Below are 21,877 nucleotides of genomic sequence, written 5' to 3'. Positions count from 1 at the left end.
ATTTCTAAATCTTAAAACTGGTTAATCATTTTTTTCCTTGAAAAGGTTTGGGAAGGGGCACGTAAGAACTGTCATTTTCCATCATTGGGAACGTTTTGTTTTCCCAATCTTTTTTAGCCTTAGCAATCTTCTCCTTACTAGTGGAGACAAAATTCCAGTCGATATACCTTTCTTCGGGTAAAACTTCCCCTCCAAATAACAATAAATGGGAGTTTGGACTTACCACTATATCACAACTGTCCTCCACCTTGCTTACCAAAATGTTTCCTTTTTCTATAACTTCTCCACATGTATTTATGCTGCCTGTATCAATACAAATGCCAATTTCACCTTTTAACTTTCCATTGATATTAAGCCTACAGGTATTACTGGTTTTTATTTCAACCATGAACAAAGGGGAATATACGGGCACAGGAGATTTTTTACCATAACCTTCTCCTGCAACCAAGGTAAAGGTTGCATCCCCATCTTTCCATCTTGGAAGGTCTTTGGCTTCAATGTGGTAGAAGTTTGGTTCCATATCCTCTAATGCCTGGGGCAATGCTACCCAAATTTGATATCCTTGGGCTACAAACGTATTACCATTTCTAAGGTGTTCTGGTGTTCGCTCCGTATGGGAAACACCCTTCCCTGCGGTCATCCAATTTACAGACCCCGGCTTGATCAATTGTTTGGTACCCAAACTATCCTCATGCATAATTTCCCCATCAAACAAATACGTTAATGTAGATAGTCCAATGTGTGGATGTTGGTCCACATCCATATACTTATCTGGGCCCAATTGTGTTGGTGCCATATGATCAATGAATACGAAAGGGCCTATCATCCTTTTCTTCCGAAAGGGAATAAGCCTTCCCACCAAAAAATCACCAATATCCCTGCTGCGTTCCTCGATGATCATTCCTGTGTTGGACATGTTATAATTGTTTATTTTTAGTTCCTGAAAGTTACAAATCTTAATTCATGAAAATACTTAAACGCTTACTTATCTTACTACTGTTGGCTATTGGGATTGTGGTCTACTTGAATTACCCGAAATTGACCATAATTTCAGGTTATGCCTCAAAAAATATGGCCTCCGGGGTTTTTGTTGCACACCGATCCGCAGCTTCAATGGCTCAAAATGACAATAATGTTCCACTAATTGAGCTTGCGGAAACTGAAGTCAACAAGGTGAATAAATGGGCTTCTGCTTCGGTTTATGGTCTTATGAACCGTAAAGCCATATACAGAGAAGGTTTGGGCACGGTGTTAATCAATGATGACTATGATAAGAGTAAACCTGTTCCCGCTCCCAATCGAATACAAACCAAGGATACAATACCATATCCATACGGACAAGCGAATCCCAAGGATTCCATTTTTGAAAATGTAGATAGAAATCAATTGGACAAAGCCGTTGCCACGGCTTTTGGTAATCCAGAGATTCAAAAGACAAGAACACTTCTTATTTTATATAAAGGACATCTTCTTGCAGAGAAGTATGTTGATGGTTTTACCAAGGACACCCCAATTTTAGGATGGTCCATGACAAAGAGTGTTTTGGCCACATGTTACGGAATATTGGAACAGCAAGGAAAGTTGGATATGACTTGGCGCGCTCCAATCACGGAATGGGAACAAGATGAGCGCAAAAACATTACTCTTGACAATTTATTACGTATGCAGAGTGGTCTAGAGTGGGATGAAGATTACTCCAAAATTTCAGATGTTACAAAAATGTTGTTCTTAGAATCTGATATGGCCAAGGCCCAGCGAAACAAAAAGAGTATTGCCAAGCCCACTGATGTTTGGAACTATTCCTCTGGCACAACGAATCTACTTTCAGGTATTTTGAGACAGCAGTTTAGATCCCATCAAGAATATCTTGATTTTCCGTATTCGGCCCTAATTGATAAAATTGGAATGCATTCTATGGTTTTGGAAGCCGATATTGCGGGAAATTACGTAGGATCTTCATATAGCTGGGCGAGTACTCGGGATTGGGCTAGATTTGGACAACTTTACTTGGATAGGGGGTTATGGAACGGAGAACAGATTTTTAATCCTCGATGGGTTGATTATATCACCAAACCTACAATTCACTCAGATGGTACTTATGGTGCACATTTTTGGTTGAATGCCAATGGCAAATATCCCGACGTGCCTAAAGACCTATTTTCGTGCAACGGTTATCAAGGACAATACGTTTTTGTAATTCCTTCCAAAGATTTAGTGGTTGTACGCACTGGATTGGCCGAAAATCCCGATTTTGATGTAAATACGTTTTTGTCGGAGGTCGTTAAATCTGTACCATAGGTCGATGATTCTCTAAATATGGATTGCTAAACCACAATAAAAAGGCAGTTCACAACAATAATTTCGATTACGGGAACACTGGTGGTACTTTTACCATGTAATAATAACGAAAGTAAATTTTTTCATTTTCATATAGTGTTCTCGTAAAAGAGTCTTGACCCAAGCGGCAAGGCTCTTTTTGATTATAGGAAGTTTGATTTACCCGAAGTTCTTATATGTTGAGTATAAGTTGTTATATTTAAACAAAGAGCTTGTTGAACTTATTTTCTAGAAATTCGAATATTTCACTTGGAAGTTTGTTCAAATCTGAATCCTTTTCCAAGCAAATAGAAATATGTCCTTTGGATATAGACTTTATCAGCTGATAAAAATTTCCATACCCGATAATCAAATAATTGAGCCCTCCACAATCAATATTTCCTCTTTGGGTTGCCAAGGTCAACAAGGTTGGATTGACCAAAAGTTCTTCAAATTCATCTGTTTTGCCCGAAGAACTATTAGTTACTTGTCCTTTTTGCTTAAACACCAAGTTATTGTTCACATATAAGGCAACATATCTAATATCTGTGAAATATTCAAAAAGAGTAGTAATAATTAATTCACTTTTCATTTTATAGAATATTAGATTATAGTTAAATCTTTAGAATATTTTTTAGGGGATCCACTTGTTCTTCCCGAAGTTTGGCTTCCGTTTTTCCAAAAACGCATTTCTTCCTTCTTGGGCTTCGTCGGTCATATAGGCCAATCGGGTAGCCTCACCTGCAAACACCTGTTGTCCTACCATTCCGTCATCGGTAAGATTCATAGCGAACTTCAACATTTTGATAGATGTTGGTGATTTGGCCAAAACCTCTTGCGCCCATTGGTATGCAGTATCCTCCAATTCTTCATGCGGCACTACGGCATTGACCATTCCCATTTCGTATGCTTCCTGAGCAGAATAATTTCTCCCTAAAAAGAATATTTCCCTAGCTTTTTTCTGCCCGACCATTTTGGCAAGATACGCAGAGCCATATCCGCCATCAAAGCTGGTAACATCCGCATCGGTCTGTTTAAAAATGGCATGTTCTTTACTGGCCAAAGTCATATCGCATACCACATGGAGGCTGTGTCCTCCCCCAACGGCCCAACCCGGAACAACCGCAATAACCACCTTTGGCATGAATCGTATAAGACGCTGCACCTCTAGAATATTCAACCGATGGTACCCATCGTCACCGACATAACCTTGATGTCCCCTAGCCTTTTGGTCACCTCCACTACAAAATGCCCATTTTCCATCTTTTGTGGAAGGCCCTTCGGCCGACAACAAAATCACACCTATTGAAGTATCCTCTTGTGCGTCATAAAATGCTCTGTAGAGCTCGCTTGTTGTTTTTGGGCGAAAAGCATTTCTAACATTAGGTCGGTTAAATGCAATTCGGGCCACCCCATCATATTTTTTATAGGTAATATCTTCAAATTCGATGGCAGTTTGCCAATTGGGTGTATTCATCATTTAAAAGAATTTGCCCAAAGATAACCAGATTGAAAGAACACAAAATCCAAGTTCCTGCAAAAACTCAGAAAAGCCATACTGGCATTTCATCGAAATATTGGTGTTAATAAAAATATGTTGGTTTGAAATTCGTTGGGTTAACAAATATGAACACTTATGCGCAACCTCAAATCCTACCTAGTCCTTACGCTGTCTTTTTTGTTTTCGGTATTGATTCTATCCTGTAGTACCGAGGAGATAGGCACCCCTGAAACGAATTCAGAAAATGAAATGTCCGAATCAGAAGATCAGAACCCTGATGAATCGGATGATAATAACAATACTGAAGATACTAATGATTCGGACGCACCAGATGCCCTGGAGTTAGAAGCTGGTTTTATGATTGATGAGGAACACCAATCCACCAACTTAATACTTCCTGAAAGCGATTACAATAAATTTCTAGCTGGAGAGGGCGACATGCAAATGGTTGCTAACAAAGTGTATGAACACTTTAACGATGATTTTGATTTTATCATTATTCTGAATGTTGAAGCTTCGCAACCAGATGATCTGTATTATGGATTATCCACTTCTGCCCAAAGTGACATTGAAGGGCTTGGTGGTAATGTCTGGGACAACACTTCAGCTTTTGGGTCTTCTGGTAAACTTAAAACGGTCATCCACATGCCACGTACGGAATATATAAGGAACGGTCCTTTCTTGCATGAAATTCAACATTATTGGACCAATCATGGGTTGATTCCTACTACCGTAGGTGGACATTGGGGGTATTCCAGTGCAGGCGGACAGCTTGGAGGTTTTGATGAGATTGAAGATTTGGGTGACAACACCTATCGAGGGAGTTTAGATGGTGAAACCGGATTTGGAACTTTTGCCAATGGAGGGAATTCCGTCCCATATTCTAATATAGAATTGTATGCAATGGGATTGATTGGCCCTAATGAGCTCGAGCCTATAATAGTAGCGGAAAATCCTAACGCTACCCAGAATTTTGGGGTTTTTACCGCAGATGGGCTAACAACCCTTACGGCCGCTAATCTCATCGCTGAAAATGGAGACCGCGTGCCTTCACATGAAAATGCACAAACAGAGTTTAGCGCCCTAGTCGTTGTGATCTCTACCGAATCTGTTCCTCAAGAAAAGTGGGACACCCTTAATTCCCATCTTGAAGATTTCGCAAAAAAAGGAGAACCCAGTGGTTCTTGGGGAGGTCTCTACAATTTTTGGACAGCTACCGGCGGAAAAGCTTCGTTTAACTTTACCATAACCAGCCAAAACCTTAAATAGTTAGGTTCTTTATCGTCCCATTACAGATTGGGAAACTAGTAAAACTCCATGCCCCAATTGGTAATATTCATCACCTTGTATTTAACGCCTTTCTGTCGCAATGTTATTAGCTTTGCACTTTCTTTACCAGAATTGTTATCTATAAGTGTGAATTTAAGATAGGCAGGTAAATTAATATGGTTGCCCAAATAGCTGATGTTCACCAGCCAGTTACTCTGTTGCAGCTCTTCAATGTCAAAAACTTCTGAAAGATTTCCCTCAACACTTTCGTCGTAGCTAAGCTCTGTGGTATTGTTCCAGTTAAAATAGAGGCCTTGAGGGGCTGACAAACTGAAGCTCAAACTGGGCATTAGAATCGTTCCATTCGACCACCAAGCTCAAGTTACTAAGTTTCTCCCCATCAAATTTGGACTTGTCTATTCCTATTTCGTCGCCAAAATTTTGGATAAATACCAACATTTCTTTTTTAACAAGCCTATCTAGTCCCTTATCGTTCAAACTACCCTTTCTGCTTATATAGTCCTTGTAATATTTCCAGGCCTCTTTATAGTTTTCTAATTTCACATGTGCTTTTGCCAGATCTCTTTTGGCTTGGAGGTTTTGTTTTAACCTATAAATATGTCTATAAATCGAGGCTGCTTCTTCTAGCATATTTTCTTCTTCATATGAATAGGCTAAAATCTTAAGGGCCGAAATATCTTCAGGGAACAACTCCATCAGATTTGACATTATCTGCCTGGAAATCGTTGTATCCTTCCAATAATCTCCAAAAATCTTGCTAGTCTCTAGATAGAAACTAGGCAACCCACCATATGCTTTTCTCTCCAAAATATATTGCCGATAAGCTTTATTGACGGATTCTGCTTGTGCAATACGCTGCACGAATATCGGTTTTGAATGGATTGGGGAAGTCAATTCAACAGCATCATTTTTGTATCTGTTTTTGGGGCCTTTGTCTTTTCTTGCTGATTCTGAATCATCAAAAGTTGCACTGATTGTTCTAACAATAATTACTCCTCCCCTTCCCATGAAACCATACCTTGCACCAGCCCAACCTGCAGGCATTATGGTAATATCCCTCACATTTTGCACATTAATGTGTAAAGGAGGTCTATCGGGAGGGTAGATCATTCCGTCAATATCCCACGATGCGAAAAAGCCTGTGTATTTACCATCTCTCAACGCCACCATCTCATAATCTTCCGGATATTTTCTAACAACTTCCACACCCGAAAATTTTCCTTCAATAGCATCCATAATAGTTTGTGACGCCGGATTTATTTCTGAGCCATCTAGTTGTTTTGCCCCAAAACCTATCCGTTCCATATCAATTTTACCCCATCTTGTTGAGATATCTTTATTCGTTGGACTTCGCTCTGTTGATTTATGATTTTCCTCAATAACCACTTCATCAAGAACGGTAAGACCGACGGGCATGATAATCTTGAGCATTTTAGAACCTCTTTGCACTATGGAAGAGGCATTTTCCCTTCCTGGATAAGAAAAGTCAAGGACCTCACCATCAAAAACTTTAATGGAAAAATCTCCATTGTTATCCGAAGTGGTTTTTCGGTCGGTATTTCGTACCTGGACAGTTACATTTGATAATGGTTCTTGCAAATCACCAACATTACCTTTAATTAAAAAGTGTTTTTGTAAATCCAGATTGGCGTTGTAATCCAAATTATCTTTCCGATAAAATCGGATAAAATCCATCGCCATGTTCGAGTTGGCCATCTTTTCCAAATTCAGGTAGTTTCCCCTATGATCTTCTGCCAATTCTTTTAATAACTTGTGATTGGCATTTCGGTTTCCATTCACCGTAAACACCTCCCCATTCCAGTCCTTTCCAAGATTTTCTGGGAAGTACTTGCCATCTGTAAACAATAATGTATGGTCGCTTATCATCATTTCTTTCCAAAGTGACTGTGTTCCTCCACCATCATAAATGCAGGATTCCAGTTCCTTTTTTAAATTGGCCCATTGCCCTTCATTAACTTCAAATATTTTAGTTATGCCCAATCGATTGCTATAAGGTTGATAATGTACCGTAACGTTTTTTAGCTCTTCGAAATATGCATCCAGGAACTTTAGCTCTTTATCCAAAGCCCTGTTTTCCATTGAACGGGAAGTGTCCCATAAAATGGTTACTATTTTAGGCTTGGTTCTTTTTTGAATGTTTTTGAGGACTGATCTGTCTGAATATTGCTTGCTAATTTCATCTTTTAGCATGACCTGAGAATTGACCGCAAAACCAAACAGAAACATAAAGAATACTAAAATACCTCTCATATTTTCCAGAATTTATTTATGGTAAGGTACGAAATGATTGTCAAAATGACATAGACGAAATGATGGTCAATTTCATTATTATGTTAGCAGAAAATGGAAGTTAACGGTGTTGGGGAATCAATGGGTTTATATATGAAAGTTGGCTAGATATTGTTTCGCTCTGTGGTTTTAATTCCATGTTCTGATAATACTTCCGAAAGCTGATCATAACATAATTCTGCTAAACTTCGTAGTGATTCAGAGGTGGTTTCAATTTTGTAAGTACCAGCTTTTCGCAGAAAGTCTGGTATATATCAAGCCCCATGTAAATGCTGGCTTGCCCTGAGGAACTTTCATTAAATCCAAAACAACATCCAGTAGTCCGAGACTGTGAAATTGATCAGCGTCCAAACCCAAATGATTCAATCCTTCAACAAGCTGACTATGCTTCAAATCCTCTTGAATAATCCGGATAATCAACTCTTTGGTATTCATTTTACTCTGAAATTCAAATTCGAATATAACAAAGTTGTTATAAGACTCAAAACATTTTAATAACAACTTTGTAGTGATGCACAAAGTCAGAAATCAAAAGGTGATGTCAATGTTTGGGCAAAATGTGCGGCGTATCCGTGTTAAGAACAGTATTACTCAAGAACAACTTGCAGAAGATGCTGGAATTTCGCAAGTTCAGGTTGCCCGGATTGAATCAGGTAAGATCAACACTTCCATTTCGACAGTTGTAGCATTGGCCCAAGCTCTAAATGTAGAGGCAGGCTCTTTTTTTAGTTAGACCTCGTTGGATATTGTACTCGTGCATTATCAATAATATGAACGCCCAGTGGATTGAATCTTTGCGTTCATAAAACGTTTTGGACCAATGTTAACCTCTCGTCATTGAAAGATTGGTCTTTACTTATTTTTCTCTTCAATCCATTTAGCCATATACTTGGTACTGGCCATAGTTTGATGTAGTAGCATTTGACCGATAAAATTCTGGCTTCGATGGTTTGATAAGTTGGTTTCCAACGTTTTTAATCCAGCTATTAGTTTTTCCTGATGCGCCTCTTTGGAATATAACCTGTTGATGATCTCTAAACCTTTTCGCTGCGCCTGTTTCCATGACTCTTTTTTTTGATACAAAGCAACAGCTGCTTTAGTAAACCTTGCAGGGTCATCTTCAACAATGCCACTCCATGACAATTCATCGTGCATGCCTTCAGCTCCTATTTTTGTGGTTATTGAAGGGGTTCCGTTCCTCATGGCATCTATTAACTTCCCTTTTATTCCTGCTCCAAACCTTAATGGTGCTAGACACACTCTTGATTGTTGAATTTCAGCATCTAAATTTTCAACCCATCCCATAACATGAAAACCTTCCTTTGGGTTATGCAACTGCTTTATATGCTGCGGCAAATAGGCTCCGTATATTTTTAAAGTAATCGCGGGTAACTCCTTACGAATCAAAGGCCATATCGTCTCTTTGAGGTATTTAATGGAATCCACGTTCGGTGCATGTTTTCCGTTACCGTAGGAAATAAAATCTTGTCGAGTTTCAAAATCCAGCCACTCTTTTTTCTCCTCCTCTCCTATTCCATCCAACATAAATGGAAGATGCATCAACGTACTTTTTGATATGTTCAATTTTGTTGTCAATAAATCCATTTCAAAACTTGAAACCAGCAGTGTAAGGTCACTTCTATAGATGCTGGCAATCTCTCTCTTGGTATTGTCATTTTGGAACCAGAGCTCCTCTGAAAATCCAAGGTCTTTTTTAAGACATTCTTTTCTTATACTTCTTAAAGAGTGTAAATCTTCGGTATTCAAGATTCGTATCGCATTTGGAACAAATTCCGCCACGCGCCATCCAAATTGTTCCTCGACCATAAATCGGTCAAATATTACAATTTCCGGATTCAGTTGTTTAATGAAAGTATCAAAGCTGTGATGATTTAATTTAATGGGAACACAATCAATTCGTAGAACATCCAAATTTTCACTATACTCCGTTCTAACTGCAGTAGAACAAAAAGTTATTTGGTATCCAAAGGTTTTAAAAGTATGTATCAGTTGAAGCATCCGATGCCCCGCTGCTGTGGTTCCGGGCTCAGGCCAGACATAACCGATAATCAGCAGCTTTTTCATCTGATTACATTAAGGCTGCGAACTTTTTAGAGATGCTGGAACGTAATTTACGTTCATAATCTTCTTCCAACCACTCTTTGTAGTTTTTGGTGTTGTTCATTATGCAATAGGAATACTGGCGTACCCGATAGGTTATTTCTTCTTTGAGTTCCTTGGCCAGAATTCGGGCATCGAAAACGTCTTCGCTATTTTCGACACAGATTTGGGCGTGTTGTTCAATGCTCATTTCCAACACTTGTTTAGACTTGCCTCCTTTGGCAAATACTTTTTTGTATTCTTCTTTGATATCGAAAGTAATGTTCTCAGATTTCCCAAACTTGGTTCTAAGTTCATCCGGCATCACGTAAACAAACTCACGTTCGATTTCTTCATCATTTTTAATGTTCTCCAAATAAAAATCAGGAAAATGGAAAATCTCTTGCCAATCAACCGGTGCATTCCATGGACCAAATCGAGCAATGTTATTTCCAAGATCTATTACCGAAAATTCATCTTTCCCGTTTAAAATTCGAGAACCGCGACCAATCATTTGAAAATACAAGGTCAGGGATCTTGTGGCCCTATTCAAAATAATCGTCTGTACACTAGGTTCATCAAACCCTGTGGTAAGTATGCTTACTGATGTAAGGATAGCATTGGGCGTGTTGGCAAACCAATCCAAAATCTCGCGTCTTTCAGAAGCCGTATTTTTATTGTCTAAATGACGTATATCGTACCCCGCCTTTTTAAAGATCTCATAAACATACAGCGAAGTGTTTATACCGTTATTGAAGATGAGTGTTTTAGTGCCTTTTCCAATTTCCTGATAAGCAGAGAGCAATTTCCCTAGCATGCTGTGGTTACCATAAAACTCGTCAGATGATTTGACAGTATAATCTCCATTAATTCCCAACTTAAGAGTTCGAAGGCTCACATCATAATTATACAAATTGGCTTTGGCCAAAAAACGTTTTTCTATCAATGATTTGATTGACTCTCCAATAATCAGATGCTTATAATTATCTTTCATTGGCAACTTAATATTGGAGCTTAAAGGAGTGGCCGTAACCCCCAATATGGTTGAGTCTTCGAAATATTTGAACAATTTTCGAAAGGAATTGTAATGCGCTTCATCTATAATAACGAGTCCAATATTATTTATGGTCACTTTTTCCTCCTGAAGTCTATTGTTCAAGGTTTCGACCATGGCTACAAAACACATGTATTCATCCTGGTCGTAAAGTTCTTTGACCTCGCTGTTGATGATTTTGTTGCTTACCCCAAAACCGTGCAACATTTTTGAGGTCTGTGAACTCAATTCGATTCTATGTGTAAGTACAATTACTTTTTTACCTGTATCCTGGATGTATTTTCGGGTTATTTCCGAAAATACTACCGTTTTCCCTCCTCCAGTGGGTAATTGGTATAAAATATTTGTTCCTTGTGGAAGTTCGTTTATATGCTCAAAGATTTTTTTTAAATCTTCAAGTTGGTAATCATACAGTTCTTTTCGCCTTACGGTTCTTTCTATCTCCAAAGAAATAACGTGTTAATTGTTGGAAACTAATAAACCTTACAAAATTAGGAGTTTTTATTCGAGGGATTGGTCCAGTATTCTTTTTTCTATTAACCTGCTATCAACAAATGCGTGGTTGAAGCTAAAAGTCAATATTTTGACATTGCTCATAACATTTTGATAACTATATAATTTGCGACTTGGAAAATTAGCTTTATTGTAGTATCATGTATGCTAAACCACCTGAAATAGAATAGTTACATGCGGCAACTCAAAATTATCAAACAAGTCACGAATCGTGAATCCAAATCCCTTGATAAGTACCTACAGGACATTAGTAAAATAGATTTGATCACCGCTCAAGAAGAGGTTGAGTTAGCTCAGCGGATTCGAGAGGGGGACCAATTGGCCCTGGAAAAATTGACCAATGCCAATCTAAGATTTGTTGTTTCCGTTGCTAAGCAATATCAAAATCAAGGGCTAACATTACCTGATTTAATCAATGAAGGTAATTTGGGCTTGGTAAAGGCGGCACGCCGTTTTGATGAAACACGCGGATTCAAGTTCATCTCGTATGCAGTTTGGTGGATCAGGCAGTCCATTCTCCAGGCCTTGGCGGAGCAATCGCGGGTAGTGCGTCTACCTCTGAACAAAATAGGTTCCATCAATAAGATAAAAAAGACGTTTTCTTATTTGGAACAAGCCCATGAGAGGCCTCCTTCGGCAGAAGAAATCGCCAAGGAATTGGAAATGACGGTAGATGAGGTAAAACAATCCTTGAAAAATACAGGGAGACACGTTTCCATGGATGCTCCCTTAAAAGAAGGGGAAACTTCTAGTTTATATGACGTTTTGAACTCCGCCGAATCTCCAAAACCTGATAATGCCCTGATGCATCAATCGCTAAATACCGAAGTAAATAGAGCTTTGGAAACCTTATCACCTCGTGAAGCGGATGTAGTACGTTTGTATTATGGTATTGGCGACCAACAATCCATGACATTGGAAGAAATCGGAAGTACTTTTGACCTTACTCGAGAACGGGTGAGGCAAATAAGAGAAAAGGCCATTCGAAAATTAAGACATACTTCAAAAAGCAAAATCCTAAAATCATATTTAGGGGGATAGCTATTTCAAATAAAAAAGGGATGCCCAAAGAACATCCCTTTTCTACGATTGTTACTTAAACTATCACGGACGGCTCAACTGACCAATATTAAAATCGGTCAAGATGTTATTCAAATCTCTTATAAAATTTAAATAAGCCGTGTTTTCTTGATTCTGATTTTGCATAGGATATAGAGTTTGGGGCTTATACTATAAGTAATCCAGTTCAATAAGCTCATTCGAGCTTAATATTTCGTTCAATTCCTGTAAAAAGGCTAGGTATTCTTCTCCGTAAGTGTCGTATAACATAGTATAAGCGGTTTATTATTTGGGTTACACTTATAACGTAAACCTAACCGAAACATTATGTTTTAACAATAATTTGTGGTAAAATGGCCTATTTAGGTTGTGAAATCATTAAAAACATATTTTGTAGGAAAAATATGCGTTTCCATGGCGCTGCAAAATCCATCAACCCCTAATCCATTTCATAAATATCTGGGGATATTTCAAAATCGATAGCTGAATCTGGTTTAAAGTTAGCCGGTCTTATATTGAACTCATCATACAAGAAACACAAGCTCATAGGCAGCCTTTTTCTTTCCCCTGGCTTGGATGGACCATAAAGTTTAAGATGCAATTGATGCCTTATCCGAGTGGCTTTCTTACAAACAATGGGATAATCACTATTTTTTAATTTATCCAATAATGGAAATTCCCGCTCATCACCAATTTCTAAAATTTGGTCTAGTAAAATAAGTTGGCAATCTTGGTCAGAAGCGTGTTCAAACAACTGATGAAAGATGCTCTGATGATGCTCAGGAAGGCTTTTATCTTTCATACTATGTTGGTTTTATTTTTACATATTGCGCAATACTTCAACTTCAAAATCAACCAACTCATCAATTTTTGGATATTCTACCAAGAACTGGTTATAGAGGAAGTTAAGGTATTTTAAATCATTATCCGTTTTGCATACGGTAACCATTTGTTCGGTAATCTCCAGAAGACTTACCGTTTTCATCATTCTTAGACAGGGTTGTATTTTTTGACAAGCAAAATCCACTCCCCTATAGTTTTCAGTCTGCAAATGTACCTTCAAGGTACCTATAAATTCTAAAATATTTTGTTTGTACAATCTTATAAGCTCTTCCAACAACTCCATTTGCCCCATACATTCCCGTAGTACAGGTTTAAGGTTTACCCTTTCGGTTTGCAAAAAAGAGCCCACATTTTTTTCTATACGTTGTATTTTATCGGAAGATTTTGAACCAGTTTTTGAAATTTCATTGGAGTCCATAATTCGCTCCCCGACCACTTTAAGTGCTTTTACGACTTCTTGCTGCTTTGGTGTCAAATCAGTTTTTTGCAGTATTGATAAAAGTGAGATGAATACATCTGAATCGCTTGTTTCGGTTCCATGATTACCTTTGGTAGGAGTTTTAACCTTTTTGTTGGGATTCTCTATTCCCACTTGATCATAAATCACATCCAATTGGTGCATTTCTGAACCTCCAAAAATATTATCTTCCAACCCATTCTTAAATTGATCAAAAGACCTTTTCAGCTTTCCTGCTTCGGCGGTTCCCAATTCTTCATAGGAAAAACTGCTCAAACCAATTTCCAATTTTTCCAAGTACGTGAGTAAATCCCTAGTTCCCAAATTTCCTATTCTTAAGTTATTAAATTTAAAAATGTGCATTTAGCATAGGGTTTCCAATTAATTGTTATATAGTGCATTTATTTTGTTGTCAAATTGCTTTATTTGTAGGTGTAAACCAGCCATCATGAAACACCTATCAATTTTAATGGGCACCTTATTGCTGTTTTCATGTGCCAAAAAAGCAGAAACTTTGGAGGAAAAAGCAAAACGAATCCATGAGAAAGTCATCACCATAGATACTCATGATGATATCAATGTGAAAAATTTTACTGACAGTATCAACTACACACAAAACTTGGATACTCAAATAAATCTTCCAAAAATGGAAGCCGGTGGTTTGGATGTGGCTTGGCTCATTGTATATACTGGACAAGATTCCCTTAATGCCGATGGATATGCCAGTGCCTCTGACAATGCCATTACAAAATTTGAGGCTATTCTCAGACTTTGTGACACCTACGCTCCTGATAAAATGGAGCTCGCGCTCACATCAGATGATGTAAGACGTATTGTTGGGTCTGGTAAAAAAGTGGCGATGATAGGTGTTGAGAATGCCTATCCTATCGGTGAGGATATTTCAAAATTTGAAGAGTATTATAAGCGAGGGGCCCGGTATATTTCACTTTCGCACAATGGTCATAGTCAATTTTGTGATTCCAATACAGGGGAAAGTGACGATATATGGTTGCATGATGGTTTAAGTGAGTTGGGCAAAGAAGCTGTAAAAGAGATGAATAAACTTGGAATAATGATTGACATCTCCCATCCTTCAAAAGAATCTAGTATGCAAATATTCGAGCTTTCCAAAGCGCCAATAATTGCTTCCCACTCCTCAGCAAGGGCTTTATGTGACCACAGTAGAAACTTGGATGATGAACAACTATTGGCCCTGAAAGAAAATGGTGGAGTCGTCCAAACTGTTGCTTTTAGCGCATATCTAAATACTGAGAAGCATCAAAAATATAGCTCATATCTGAAAAATCCAGAGAAAGACAGCATTTCTGATGCTGAAATCCCTGAACCTGTGAATGTTTCGGATTTTGTAGACCATATTGATTATATGGTAAAGCTTATTGGAATTGATCATGTAGGTATAAGCTCTGATTTTGATGGTGGAGGTGGTATCGACGGCTGGTCAGACGCTTCAGAGACCTTTAATGTTACCCTTGAACTAGTAAAAAGAGGATATACGGAAGGTGAAATAGCAAAGCTTTGGGGAGAAAACCTATTACGGGTCTTGGATGAGGTCCAAGCAATAGCCTCCAAGCCTTAATTCTAGTTTTTTGATTGTTCTTTCTTCTATTGCCCACAAGTCATATAATACTTTAGATGGGCGCCGCTTCATCCATTCACGCTAGTAGTTTACCTTCGAACAAAGTACTCGCAGGCCTTCAAATCTTTTGGTTTAACAGAAAGTTTTCTTATTTATAAATTTTGTTAATCAAAAAATAAATTTTTCTTAATTCCATGGTTTATAAAATATTATAACCATAAATTAAGACATCAATCACAATCAAACGAACATTTATGGAAACTATCTCACAGTACTATTCAGACCCTAGTTTTAGGGTTTTTAAAGTGCCAAAATGGCGCGCAAGACTTTATCGGTTTTTATCTATTGATGTTTGGGGCAATATCCCAAGTAATTTGCAAAGAGCCTGTTCTGCATGGTATAGTTCTTTTTATCAAAAACCTATTTCCAAAAGTCTAATCGAACCTTATATTCGGGTCAATTATACCGATAAGGATTATTTGGAGAAATTCAAGCCTCCAAACGGCAAAAAAGAGTTCGAATCTTTTCAAGATTTTTTTATTCGAGAGTTTAAACACCTTCCAGAAACCGAAAGCCCTTTTGTTTGGCCTTGCGAAGGATTGCTATGCGATGAGGATCGAGTAGATGATTTGGGTTTAGTCTGTGTAAAGTCTGACATTAGAACGGTTGCAACCGTATTTGGAATTGACCGTCGTCAACTCCCTACGGACTATACCTTTACCAATGTGTTTCTGCACAACAAAAACTACCATCGAATTCACTCACCAATAGATGGAACAATCACAAGAATTCAACATGTCCCTGGTGATTTGGTCGTACTCCGGCCTTGGATTTACAAGGATAATCCCTCTTTACCTGCTTTTCGAAATGAGCGATACAATATTGATATCACTGATACTTCGGGAAGGGTTTGGTATTTGTCCATTGTTGGAGGCCCGGCAGTTGGGACCATTGAACTGGCCAGAGATATAGCCGTGGGACATAAGGTATCCAAGTTACAAGAGGTTTCACTTTTCTATTTAGGCTCTACTTGCTGCATGGCTTCTCCAATTTCGCCAAGATTTCATACGAAAAATACTTTCGTGGAAGTGGGCATGCCCTATTAAAACAGGGTATTGGGCTTGGGTTTGACCAAAGTATGGGGAATGGTAAGCCTACTGTTCAAATGGGCATTCAGCTTTTCAATAAAATAGGCGGATAAAAGGGGAGACTCCAGTTCAAGATTTTGATGCACAAAAAAATGGATGTTTTTTAGGCCTTTGGCTTTCCATGAATCCAAGCGCTCAATCCAGTCATCCAGTCTGGGATAGTCTGTGGCATGATTAGCTCCCACATACCTTATAAAGGCTTCATTTTTGGTCAACCTCATGTGCATCAAATCTCGTCTGCCTGCAGTGTCGACTAATACATTGGCAATGTTGTTCTCTTCTAATAAATGATAGAGTTCTTGAGCCACCCCTTCATCATTGAACCAATCGGTGTGCCTAAACTCCATGGCTAAGGAAAACTCTTTGGGCCAATATTCAACAAAGCGTACTACCCTATCCCAATTTTTAGGCCCAAAATTGCTGTGCATCTGTAAAAAGATAGTCCCTAACTTTTCTTTGAGTTGGGAGGTCACTTCCAAATAATGATCGGCAATATCGTAGACTTTATCATTTAACCGACGTAAATGACTCACGTCTTGTGTCATTTTGGGAAAGAACTTAAATCCCTCAGGAGTCTTATCGTACCATTTTTGGTATTGTTCTGCCGGAAAAATTCTATAAAAAGTGGCATTGAGTTCAATGCTGTTAAATTGAGAGGAATAATACCCCAATTCATCTTTGGTTCCCCTGGGATAGAAATTTTTAAGATCTTGACGGTTCCATTTGGCGCAACCTACATATATATTAGAATCACCTTCAATCTTGTCTTTTGCCAATACGACAGCGGTATCTGGATGATCCACTGGAATTGTAAAATCTATAAGTTCAGGGTTTTCGATCTTTCCAAATTTCATATAAGTGGTTTTATCAGAAACGAATTTATGAATTATTATCACCTGTTCATAAGATGGTTAAAAACTTAAATTACTCCTTCATTCCTCGGTTTTAGTATTATGTAATTTTAAGAGAAACTTACAGTCATGGATTCGAGATCTGGTCACCTAAAGGGTATTCGTCCCGACATCAGACAAAGTCTTTTGAATGATAATATGAGCTCAGATGAGCGTTTTCAAAACGAAATTTTACGCCCCATAATTAAATTTCAAAACCCATTATTGCTAGAAGTTTTTAAAAATTACATCAGAAAGCACAAAGGAGCTTTTTACGAACTCTCTGCGGAAAGACGCTTAGAGTATATTGAAAACGCAATTCAAAAAGATATCAAGTTTCGAAATTCCCTAAAGGGAATGGTCATAGGGCAATTCACTATTGAGGAATACAAAATGTATATTCAAAATTCATCGGCATTGAACAAGCGAATGATGAACATTGTCATTGAACGCCTCAAAGATCAGGTGCTACTTCTCGAAGAAGAGGTGCTAGTCTAATATTGATTCTCCATTCAAGTTGGTGGTGAGGACATCGCTCATTAAATCAAAGTAAGGTCTTACGGCCTTAAAGGATTTGTCCACTTCCTTTATAAAGTCAGCTGAATGAACCTGTTTATCACTAAACTTTCGAACAAAGATGAATTGTTTTTTTCGAATGAGGTCGATGTCTGGGTGTTCCTTATCAAATCCTTTGGGCGCAGTTTTTACTCCTTCCCCTACCAAATCACCCCAAACTTGTTTAAATGATTTGTCGTTGATTACCTTTCGAAATTCACCGGCATCCATTTCAAGTTCTTTTCGAATCCTGAACAAATCTTCTTTATTGGGCTCCCAAAAACCTACCGCGGCAAAACTATCTCCCGGTTTAAGGTGCAAGTAATAACCTCCACGTAAACGAGCACCAAGTCTCGAAAAAGAACCTCCAAAATGGGTTTTGTAAGGTGTTTTGTCTTTGGAAAATCGAACATCGCGATATATTCGGAACAACTTCATTTTTTCAATCTCATCATGAATGTTCAGATGTTCTTGCAAACCAGCATAAAAGGATTTTACACTAGACTCGTGTTGTTTAAAAATAGGTTTGTTTTTTTCGAACCATTCCTTGTTGTTGTTTTTGGCCAACGCTTTCAGAAAGTCGAAGATGTCTTGGGTAATTTTAGGATTTTGCACGGTAAAGCTATGATGTGTTATTTTTAAGCTAAAGTTAGCTAATTCTATAAGCGCTTGGTAATGATTTGGCTATTTTTAGACTTTATTTCTGATATGGATAAGGAAAAAATCATTGCCGAATTAAATAGGCATAAAAAACAACCCTATTTAGACTATAGGATAAAACAAGAAACAGAAGAATTTACCAATACACTGTTCCATACCCTGTTCGATGTGAATACTCCGGTTGACAAAAATTTGGAGCTATTGGAAGAGCAGTTCAATCGGCTGGTAGACATGGCATGTTGGGAACTTAAAAAACCATGTGCCAAGGTCTGGGAAAACTATGTTTCCCAGCTTCCGGAGATACTAGAGAAATTGAATCTTGATGCCGAGGCTATATTGGAGTGTGACCCAGCTTCCCTGTCCATCCAAGAAATATACATGGCCTATCCTGGCTTTTATGCCATTGCCATATACAGATTGGCCCACGAGTTACATACCAGAGGGTTTCCCTTGGTACCTAGGTTAATGACGGAGTATGCACACAGACAAACTGGAGTGGACATCAATCCAGGAGCTCAAATAGGCAAGTCTTTCTTTATTGATCATGCCACTGGTGTGGTTATCGGGGAAACAGCAGTGATACACGACAATGTTAAGATGTACCAAGGGGTGACCTTAGGGGCTTTATATGTCGCCAAAAGCCTGCAGAAAACCAAAAGACATCCCACCATCATGTCCAATGTCACTATTTATGCCAATGCTACTATTTTAGGTGGTGAGACGGTTATTGGTGAAAACTCGGTTATTGGGGGTAATGCATGGTTAACATCTTCGGTCCCAGCAAATTCTACGGTATTCCATACACCAGAAATCAAAATCAAAACCACCTCGAATGTCTAAATCTATTCTTGACCTTATCGGGAATACACCTTTGGTGGAATCCCGAGTGCTTAATACCAATCCTAATGTGAAATTGTACTTTAAGTTGGAAGGGCAAAACCCAGGAGGTAGTGTAAAGGATCGCCCCGCTCATAATATGATAAAGAGCGGATTGGAACGTGGGGATTTTACCAAAAATGCCAAACTTATTGAAGCGACCAGTGGAAATACAGGTATCGCGCTGGCCATGATAGCTGGGATTTATGGGTTGGATATTGAACTGGTAATGCCGGAAAACTCCACAAAAGAAAGGGTCCAGACCATGCGGGCTTATGGTGCCAAAGTTACATTGACCCCATCGGATATTGGAATTGAAGGAGCTAGGGACTATGCTGAAGACAAGGTTGAAAACCATGGGTTTCAAATGTTGAATCAATTTGCCAACAACGATAACTGGCAGGCACATTACAAAACAACTGGACCTGAAATTTGGAAGGACACGGATGGAAAAATTACCCATTTTGTTTCGAGTATGGGCACTACAGGAACCATAATGGGCACCTCGACTTTTCTAAAAGAACAAAATCAAGAGGTTCAAATTGTCGGTGTTCAACCAACGGACGATTCTAGGATTCCAGGTATTCGAAAATGGCCTGAGGAATACCTGCCAAAAATATTTAATCCCCAAAAAGTCGATACGGTAATGGAGGTAAGTCAAACAGAAGCCGAAGATATGGCAAGAAGACTGGCCACGGAAGAAGGGATTTTTGCTGGGGTCAGTAGTGGAGGTGCTGCTGCCGTTGCACTACGGCTGGCCGATACTTTGGAAAGCGGTACCATCGTTTCCATTGTTTGTGATAGAGGCGACCGATATTTGTCTTCCGATCTTTTTGACTGATTAGTCTAGTCTTCTAGCTCTGTTTTTATCGCTTGCCAATACGAAGGAAAAGTGGCCAAATCGTTATGCTTACCTTTTTCAATTGTATAAAACCTCTTGGATTCATTCGGAATGGAATCATAAAGCTTACGTCCCGATTCATAAGAGACAACTTCATCCTCAGTTCCATGTAAAATTCGCACTGGAGCAGTAACCTTTTTTATAAAATCAGATGAATTAAAGGTGTATTTCAGCATTAATTTAATTGGAAGAAAGGGGAAACGCTCCTTAGCGACATCCTTTAAATTATAAAATGGGGTTTCCAAAATAAGTTTTTTGGGATGGTTATTGGAAGCCACTTTGGTTGCAATACTGGCACCGAGGGAACGGCCGAAGACAATAATTTCATCCTCATTAAATTTCCTTAATGCATAGTCATAAAAGAGTTGCGCATCCTTATGAAGAGCCTCTTCACTTAACTTTCCTGTACTTTTCCCGTAGGTTCTATAATCCATAACCAAAACCTCGTAGCCTAACTCGGTGAACGGAGCCACAATCTCCCCCCAACGGGAAAGATCTCCTGCATTACCATGGAAATAAAGAATCAACCCTTTAGGATTCTTAACTTTAAAGTGAAGTGCATTCAATCTTGCCCCATCGGCAGCATTAATAAAAACTTCTTCAAAGTCACCATCAAAGGAATAGGTGTAGTCTTGTGGAAGGGTCGTGGGCAAAAAAATCAGTTTTTCTTGAAAGAAATAAAACATAGTGATGAGTAAGGCTAAAAGGGACAACCCAAAGGCAACAATCCTTTTAAACTTTTGCATTGGCCTTGCGTTTTGAAGAATGAATCACATCGATGCTCGAACCTTCCAAATCAACCTTTGCAGGACGCGAATGGATAATTTCAGATAACATTTTATGATAAGATTCAAAATTGTTCAAGTTTTTATGTCCTCCGCCAATTACCGTATAGAGTTTGGTCAGTTCTGGTTTTATTTTTGAAAGTTTTACGCTCGTTTTATATGGAATAAGCTTATCATCAGTTCCATGGATTATGTGTATGGGACAATTAACATATTTAAGCCATTTGTAGGTAGGCATAGGAAATTTTATCAATAAGGATAAGGGTATAAATGGGATGTATTTTTTGGCAACCTTGTTCAAACTGTAATACGGTGCGTCCAAAATTAGCATTCTTGGATTGTTCATGGAGGCTAACTTGGTAGCGAAACCAGAACCTAACGATCTACCATAAAGGATAATGTATTTTTCTGCAACCTTTTCCTTAATCTTGTTGTAGATGACTTGCATATCTCGTTTTACGGCTTTTTGGGTTCTTCGGCCGGTGCTCTTTCCAAAACCTCTATAATCCACCATAATAACATCATAACCATGACGAGTAAAGTCTACTGCAAATTTACCCCAGCCTTTGACGCTTTTGGAATTTCCTTTTAGATAAAATACCACCCCTTTTGGGTCTTGGGCCTTAAACCGGACACCATTAATGACAGCTCCGTCCCTAGTCGCAACGTTATATTCTTCAATCTCCTGATTGGCATAATGAAACTGAAAATCCTCTGGTAATTTCTCGGGTTTGAAAAGAAAATAATCTTGAAATATATATAACAATACGCTCACTAGTATATACACTGTGAATACAATCAGAAGCATATAGAGCCAATCTTGCATATCGAAAGGTTTTACACAAAATACAAAAAAATCACATTTGACTTTTAGAAGGTTTGAGTTTCGTTCATTTGTACTAGCCACTACTTAACCTGACAGTTGTGGTTAATCTGACACTTGAAAAGAACCTTTAAGCTCATTGTATTCGATGAGCTTTTCTTTTGCTAAAAGTATGGAATCCTCAAAAGTCTGCAAAGGG

Annotated in this window: 23 protein-coding genes; 9 read left to right on the top strand and 14 right to left on the bottom strand. The window is 38.5% G+C overall.

The window, feature by feature from the left end; all coding sequences use genetic code 11:
* Positions 1-25: 25 nt before the first annotated feature.
* Positions 26-916, bottom strand: coding sequence for a pirin family protein (locus tag E4661_RS02090; protein WP_136465161.1), 891 nt, complete (start codon positions 914-916; stop codon positions 26-28).
* Between the two features lie 47 nt (positions 917-963).
* Between E4661_RS02090 and E4661_RS02085 the strand changes: the two genes are divergently transcribed.
* Positions 964-2,298, top strand: a complete 1,335-nt coding sequence (locus tag E4661_RS02085) for a serine hydrolase domain-containing protein (protein WP_136465160.1) — start codon at positions 964-966, stop codon at positions 2,296-2,298.
* Positions 2,299-2,536: 238 nt separating this feature from the next.
* Here E4661_RS02085 and E4661_RS02080 read toward each other — a convergent pair whose 3' ends face one another.
* Together E4661_RS02080 and E4661_RS02075 are read right to left on the bottom strand one after the other, a co-directional pair.
* A complete protein-coding gene (locus E4661_RS02080; RefSeq protein WP_136465159.1) occupies positions 2,537-2,908 on the bottom strand; it encodes a hypothetical protein in 372 nt (123 codons plus the stop codon).
* A gap of 42 nt (positions 2,909-2,950) precedes the next feature.
* Positions 2,951-3,793 carry a 1,4-dihydroxy-2-naphthoyl-CoA synthase gene (locus E4661_RS02075; protein WP_136465494.1) on the bottom strand — a complete coding sequence of 281 codons (843 nt, stop codon included), beginning with the start codon at positions 3,791-3,793 and terminating at the stop codon, positions 2,951-2,953.
* Between the two features lie 159 nt (positions 3,794-3,952).
* On the opposite strand from E4661_RS02075, the gene E4661_RS02070 reads away from it, so the two are divergent.
* Positions 3,953-5,086: a hypothetical protein gene (locus tag E4661_RS02070; RefSeq protein ID WP_136465158.1), complete on the top strand. Its 1,134-nt coding sequence runs from the start codon at positions 3,953-3,955 to the stop codon at positions 5,084-5,086.
* A 35-nt stretch (positions 5,087-5,121) separates the two neighbouring features.
* On the opposite strand, the gene E4661_RS02065 is transcribed toward E4661_RS02070, so the two are convergent.
* The 3 genes from E4661_RS02065 to E4661_RS02055 form a co-directional block, all read right to left on the bottom strand.
* Entirely contained in the window at positions 5,122-5,427 is a 306-nt protein-coding gene (locus tag E4661_RS02065; RefSeq protein WP_136465157.1) for a hypothetical protein, read from the bottom strand.
* On the bottom strand, positions 5,387-7,378 hold the full coding sequence (locus E4661_RS02060; protein WP_136465156.1) for a tetratricopeptide repeat protein: 1,992 nt from the start codon (positions 7,376-7,378) through the stop codon (positions 5,387-5,389). Before E4661_RS02060 ends, E4661_RS02065 begins: the two co-directional genes overlap by 41 nt.
* Positions 7,379-7,627: 249 nt before the next feature.
* Positions 7,628-7,852: a hypothetical protein gene (locus E4661_RS02055; protein ID WP_136465155.1), complete on the bottom strand. Its 225-nt coding sequence runs from the start codon at positions 7,850-7,852 to the stop codon at positions 7,628-7,630.
* Between the two features lie 76 nt (positions 7,853-7,928).
* Between E4661_RS02055 and E4661_RS02050 the strand changes: the two genes are divergently transcribed.
* Positions 7,929-8,150: a helix-turn-helix domain-containing protein gene (locus tag E4661_RS02050; RefSeq protein WP_136465154.1), complete on the top strand. Its 222-nt coding sequence runs from the start codon at positions 7,929-7,931 to the stop codon at positions 8,148-8,150.
* A 119-nt stretch (positions 8,151-8,269) separates the two neighbouring features.
* Here E4661_RS02050 and E4661_RS02045 read toward each other — a convergent pair whose 3' ends face one another.
* Both E4661_RS02045 and E4661_RS02040 read right to left on the bottom strand, forming a co-directional pair.
* Complete coding sequence (locus tag E4661_RS02045; protein WP_136465153.1) at positions 8,270-9,502, bottom strand: glycosyltransferase; 1,233 nt, start codon at positions 9,500-9,502, stop codon at positions 8,270-8,272.
* Positions 9,503-9,506: 4 nt separating this feature from the next.
* Complete coding sequence (locus E4661_RS02040; RefSeq protein WP_136465152.1) at positions 9,507-11,018, bottom strand: DEAD/DEAH box helicase; 1,512 nt, start codon at positions 11,016-11,018, stop codon at positions 9,507-9,509.
* Between the two features lie 240 nt (positions 11,019-11,258).
* Here E4661_RS02040 and E4661_RS02035 point away from each other — a divergent pair, with 240 nt between their 5' ends.
* A complete protein-coding gene (locus E4661_RS02035; RefSeq protein ID WP_136465151.1) occupies positions 11,259-12,125 on the top strand; it encodes a sigma-70 family RNA polymerase sigma factor in 867 nt (288 codons plus the stop codon).
* Positions 12,126-12,582: 457 nt separating this feature from the next.
* Here the strand turns inward: E4661_RS02035 and E4661_RS02030 are convergent, their stop codons facing one another.
* Both E4661_RS02030 and E4661_RS02025 read right to left on the bottom strand, forming a co-directional pair.
* The gene (locus tag E4661_RS02030; RefSeq protein WP_136465150.1) at positions 12,583-12,945 is read right to left on the bottom strand and encodes a hypothetical protein; all 363 of its coding nucleotides are present in this window, start codon (positions 12,943-12,945) and stop codon (positions 12,583-12,585) included.
* An 18-nt stretch (positions 12,946-12,963) separates the two neighbouring features.
* Positions 12,964-13,806 carry a hypothetical protein gene (locus tag E4661_RS02025; protein WP_136465149.1) on the bottom strand — a complete coding sequence of 281 codons (843 nt, stop codon included), beginning with the start codon at positions 13,804-13,806 and terminating at the stop codon, positions 12,964-12,966.
* 85 nt (positions 13,807-13,891) lie between these two features.
* On the opposite strand from E4661_RS02025, the gene E4661_RS02020 reads away from it, so the two are divergent.
* Positions 13,892-15,040 carry a dipeptidase gene (locus E4661_RS02020; protein WP_136465148.1) on the top strand — a complete coding sequence of 383 codons (1,149 nt, stop codon included), beginning with the start codon at positions 13,892-13,894 and terminating at the stop codon, positions 15,038-15,040.
* 254 nt (positions 15,041-15,294) lie between these two features.
* Positions 15,295-16,146 carry a phosphatidylserine decarboxylase gene (locus E4661_RS02015; protein WP_136465147.1) on the top strand — a complete coding sequence of 284 codons (852 nt, stop codon included), beginning with the start codon at positions 15,295-15,297 and terminating at the stop codon, positions 16,144-16,146.
* On the opposite strand, the gene E4661_RS02010 is transcribed toward E4661_RS02015, so the two are convergent.
* Positions 16,143-17,042, bottom strand: coding sequence for a DUF72 domain-containing protein (locus E4661_RS02010; RefSeq protein WP_136465146.1), 900 nt, complete (start codon positions 17,040-17,042; stop codon positions 16,143-16,145). The genes E4661_RS02015 and E4661_RS02010 overlap by 4 nt on opposite strands.
* Before the next feature lie 126 nt (positions 17,043-17,168).
* Between E4661_RS02010 and E4661_RS02005 the strand changes: the two genes are divergently transcribed.
* Positions 17,169-17,576, top strand: a complete 408-nt coding sequence (locus E4661_RS02005) for a glyoxalase (protein ID WP_136465145.1) — start codon at positions 17,169-17,171, stop codon at positions 17,574-17,576.
* Here the strand turns inward: E4661_RS02005 and E4661_RS02000 are convergent.
* Positions 17,568-18,248 (bottom strand): DUF2461 domain-containing protein, encoded by a 681-nt coding sequence (locus E4661_RS02000; protein WP_136465144.1) that lies wholly within the window; start codon positions 18,246-18,248, stop codon positions 17,568-17,570. The two genes, E4661_RS02005 and E4661_RS02000, sit on opposite strands and share 9 nt — an antisense overlap.
* Positions 18,249-18,341: 93 nt before the next feature.
* Between E4661_RS02000 and epsC the strand changes: the two genes are divergently transcribed.
* Together epsC and cysM are read left to right on the top strand one after the other, a co-directional pair.
* Positions 18,342-19,133, top strand: a complete 792-nt coding sequence (epsC, locus tag E4661_RS01995) for a serine O-acetyltransferase EpsC (protein WP_136465493.1) — start codon at positions 18,342-18,344, stop codon at positions 19,131-19,133.
* On the top strand, positions 19,126-20,010 hold the full coding sequence (gene cysM, locus E4661_RS01990; protein ID WP_136465143.1) for a cysteine synthase CysM: 885 nt from the start codon (positions 19,126-19,128) through the stop codon (positions 20,008-20,010). The genes epsC and cysM overlap by 8 nt, the downstream gene beginning before the upstream one ends.
* Positions 20,011-20,015: 5 nt before the next feature.
* Here cysM and E4661_RS01985 read toward each other — a convergent pair whose 3' ends face one another.
* Together E4661_RS01985 and E4661_RS01980 are read right to left on the bottom strand one after the other, a co-directional pair.
* The gene (locus E4661_RS01985; RefSeq protein WP_136465142.1) at positions 20,016-20,816 is read right to left on the bottom strand and encodes an alpha/beta hydrolase; all 801 of its coding nucleotides are present in this window, start codon (positions 20,814-20,816) and stop codon (positions 20,016-20,018) included.
* Positions 20,803-21,681, bottom strand: a complete 879-nt coding sequence (locus E4661_RS01980; RefSeq protein WP_136465141.1) for an alpha/beta hydrolase — start codon at positions 21,679-21,681, stop codon at positions 20,803-20,805. Before E4661_RS01980 ends, E4661_RS01985 begins: the two co-directional genes overlap by 14 nt.
* Positions 21,682-21,877: the final 196 nt, after the last annotated feature.

Origin of the sequence: Flagellimonas onchidii (genome assembly GCF_004804315.1) — a bacterium.
In the GTDB taxonomy this organism is placed as follows: domain Bacteria; phylum Bacteroidota; class Bacteroidia; order Flavobacteriales; family Flavobacteriaceae; genus Flagellimonas; species Flagellimonas onchidii.
The sequence above is the reverse complement of the archived record's forward strand: the minus strand, read 5'-3'. Positions and strand labels throughout refer to the sequence as shown.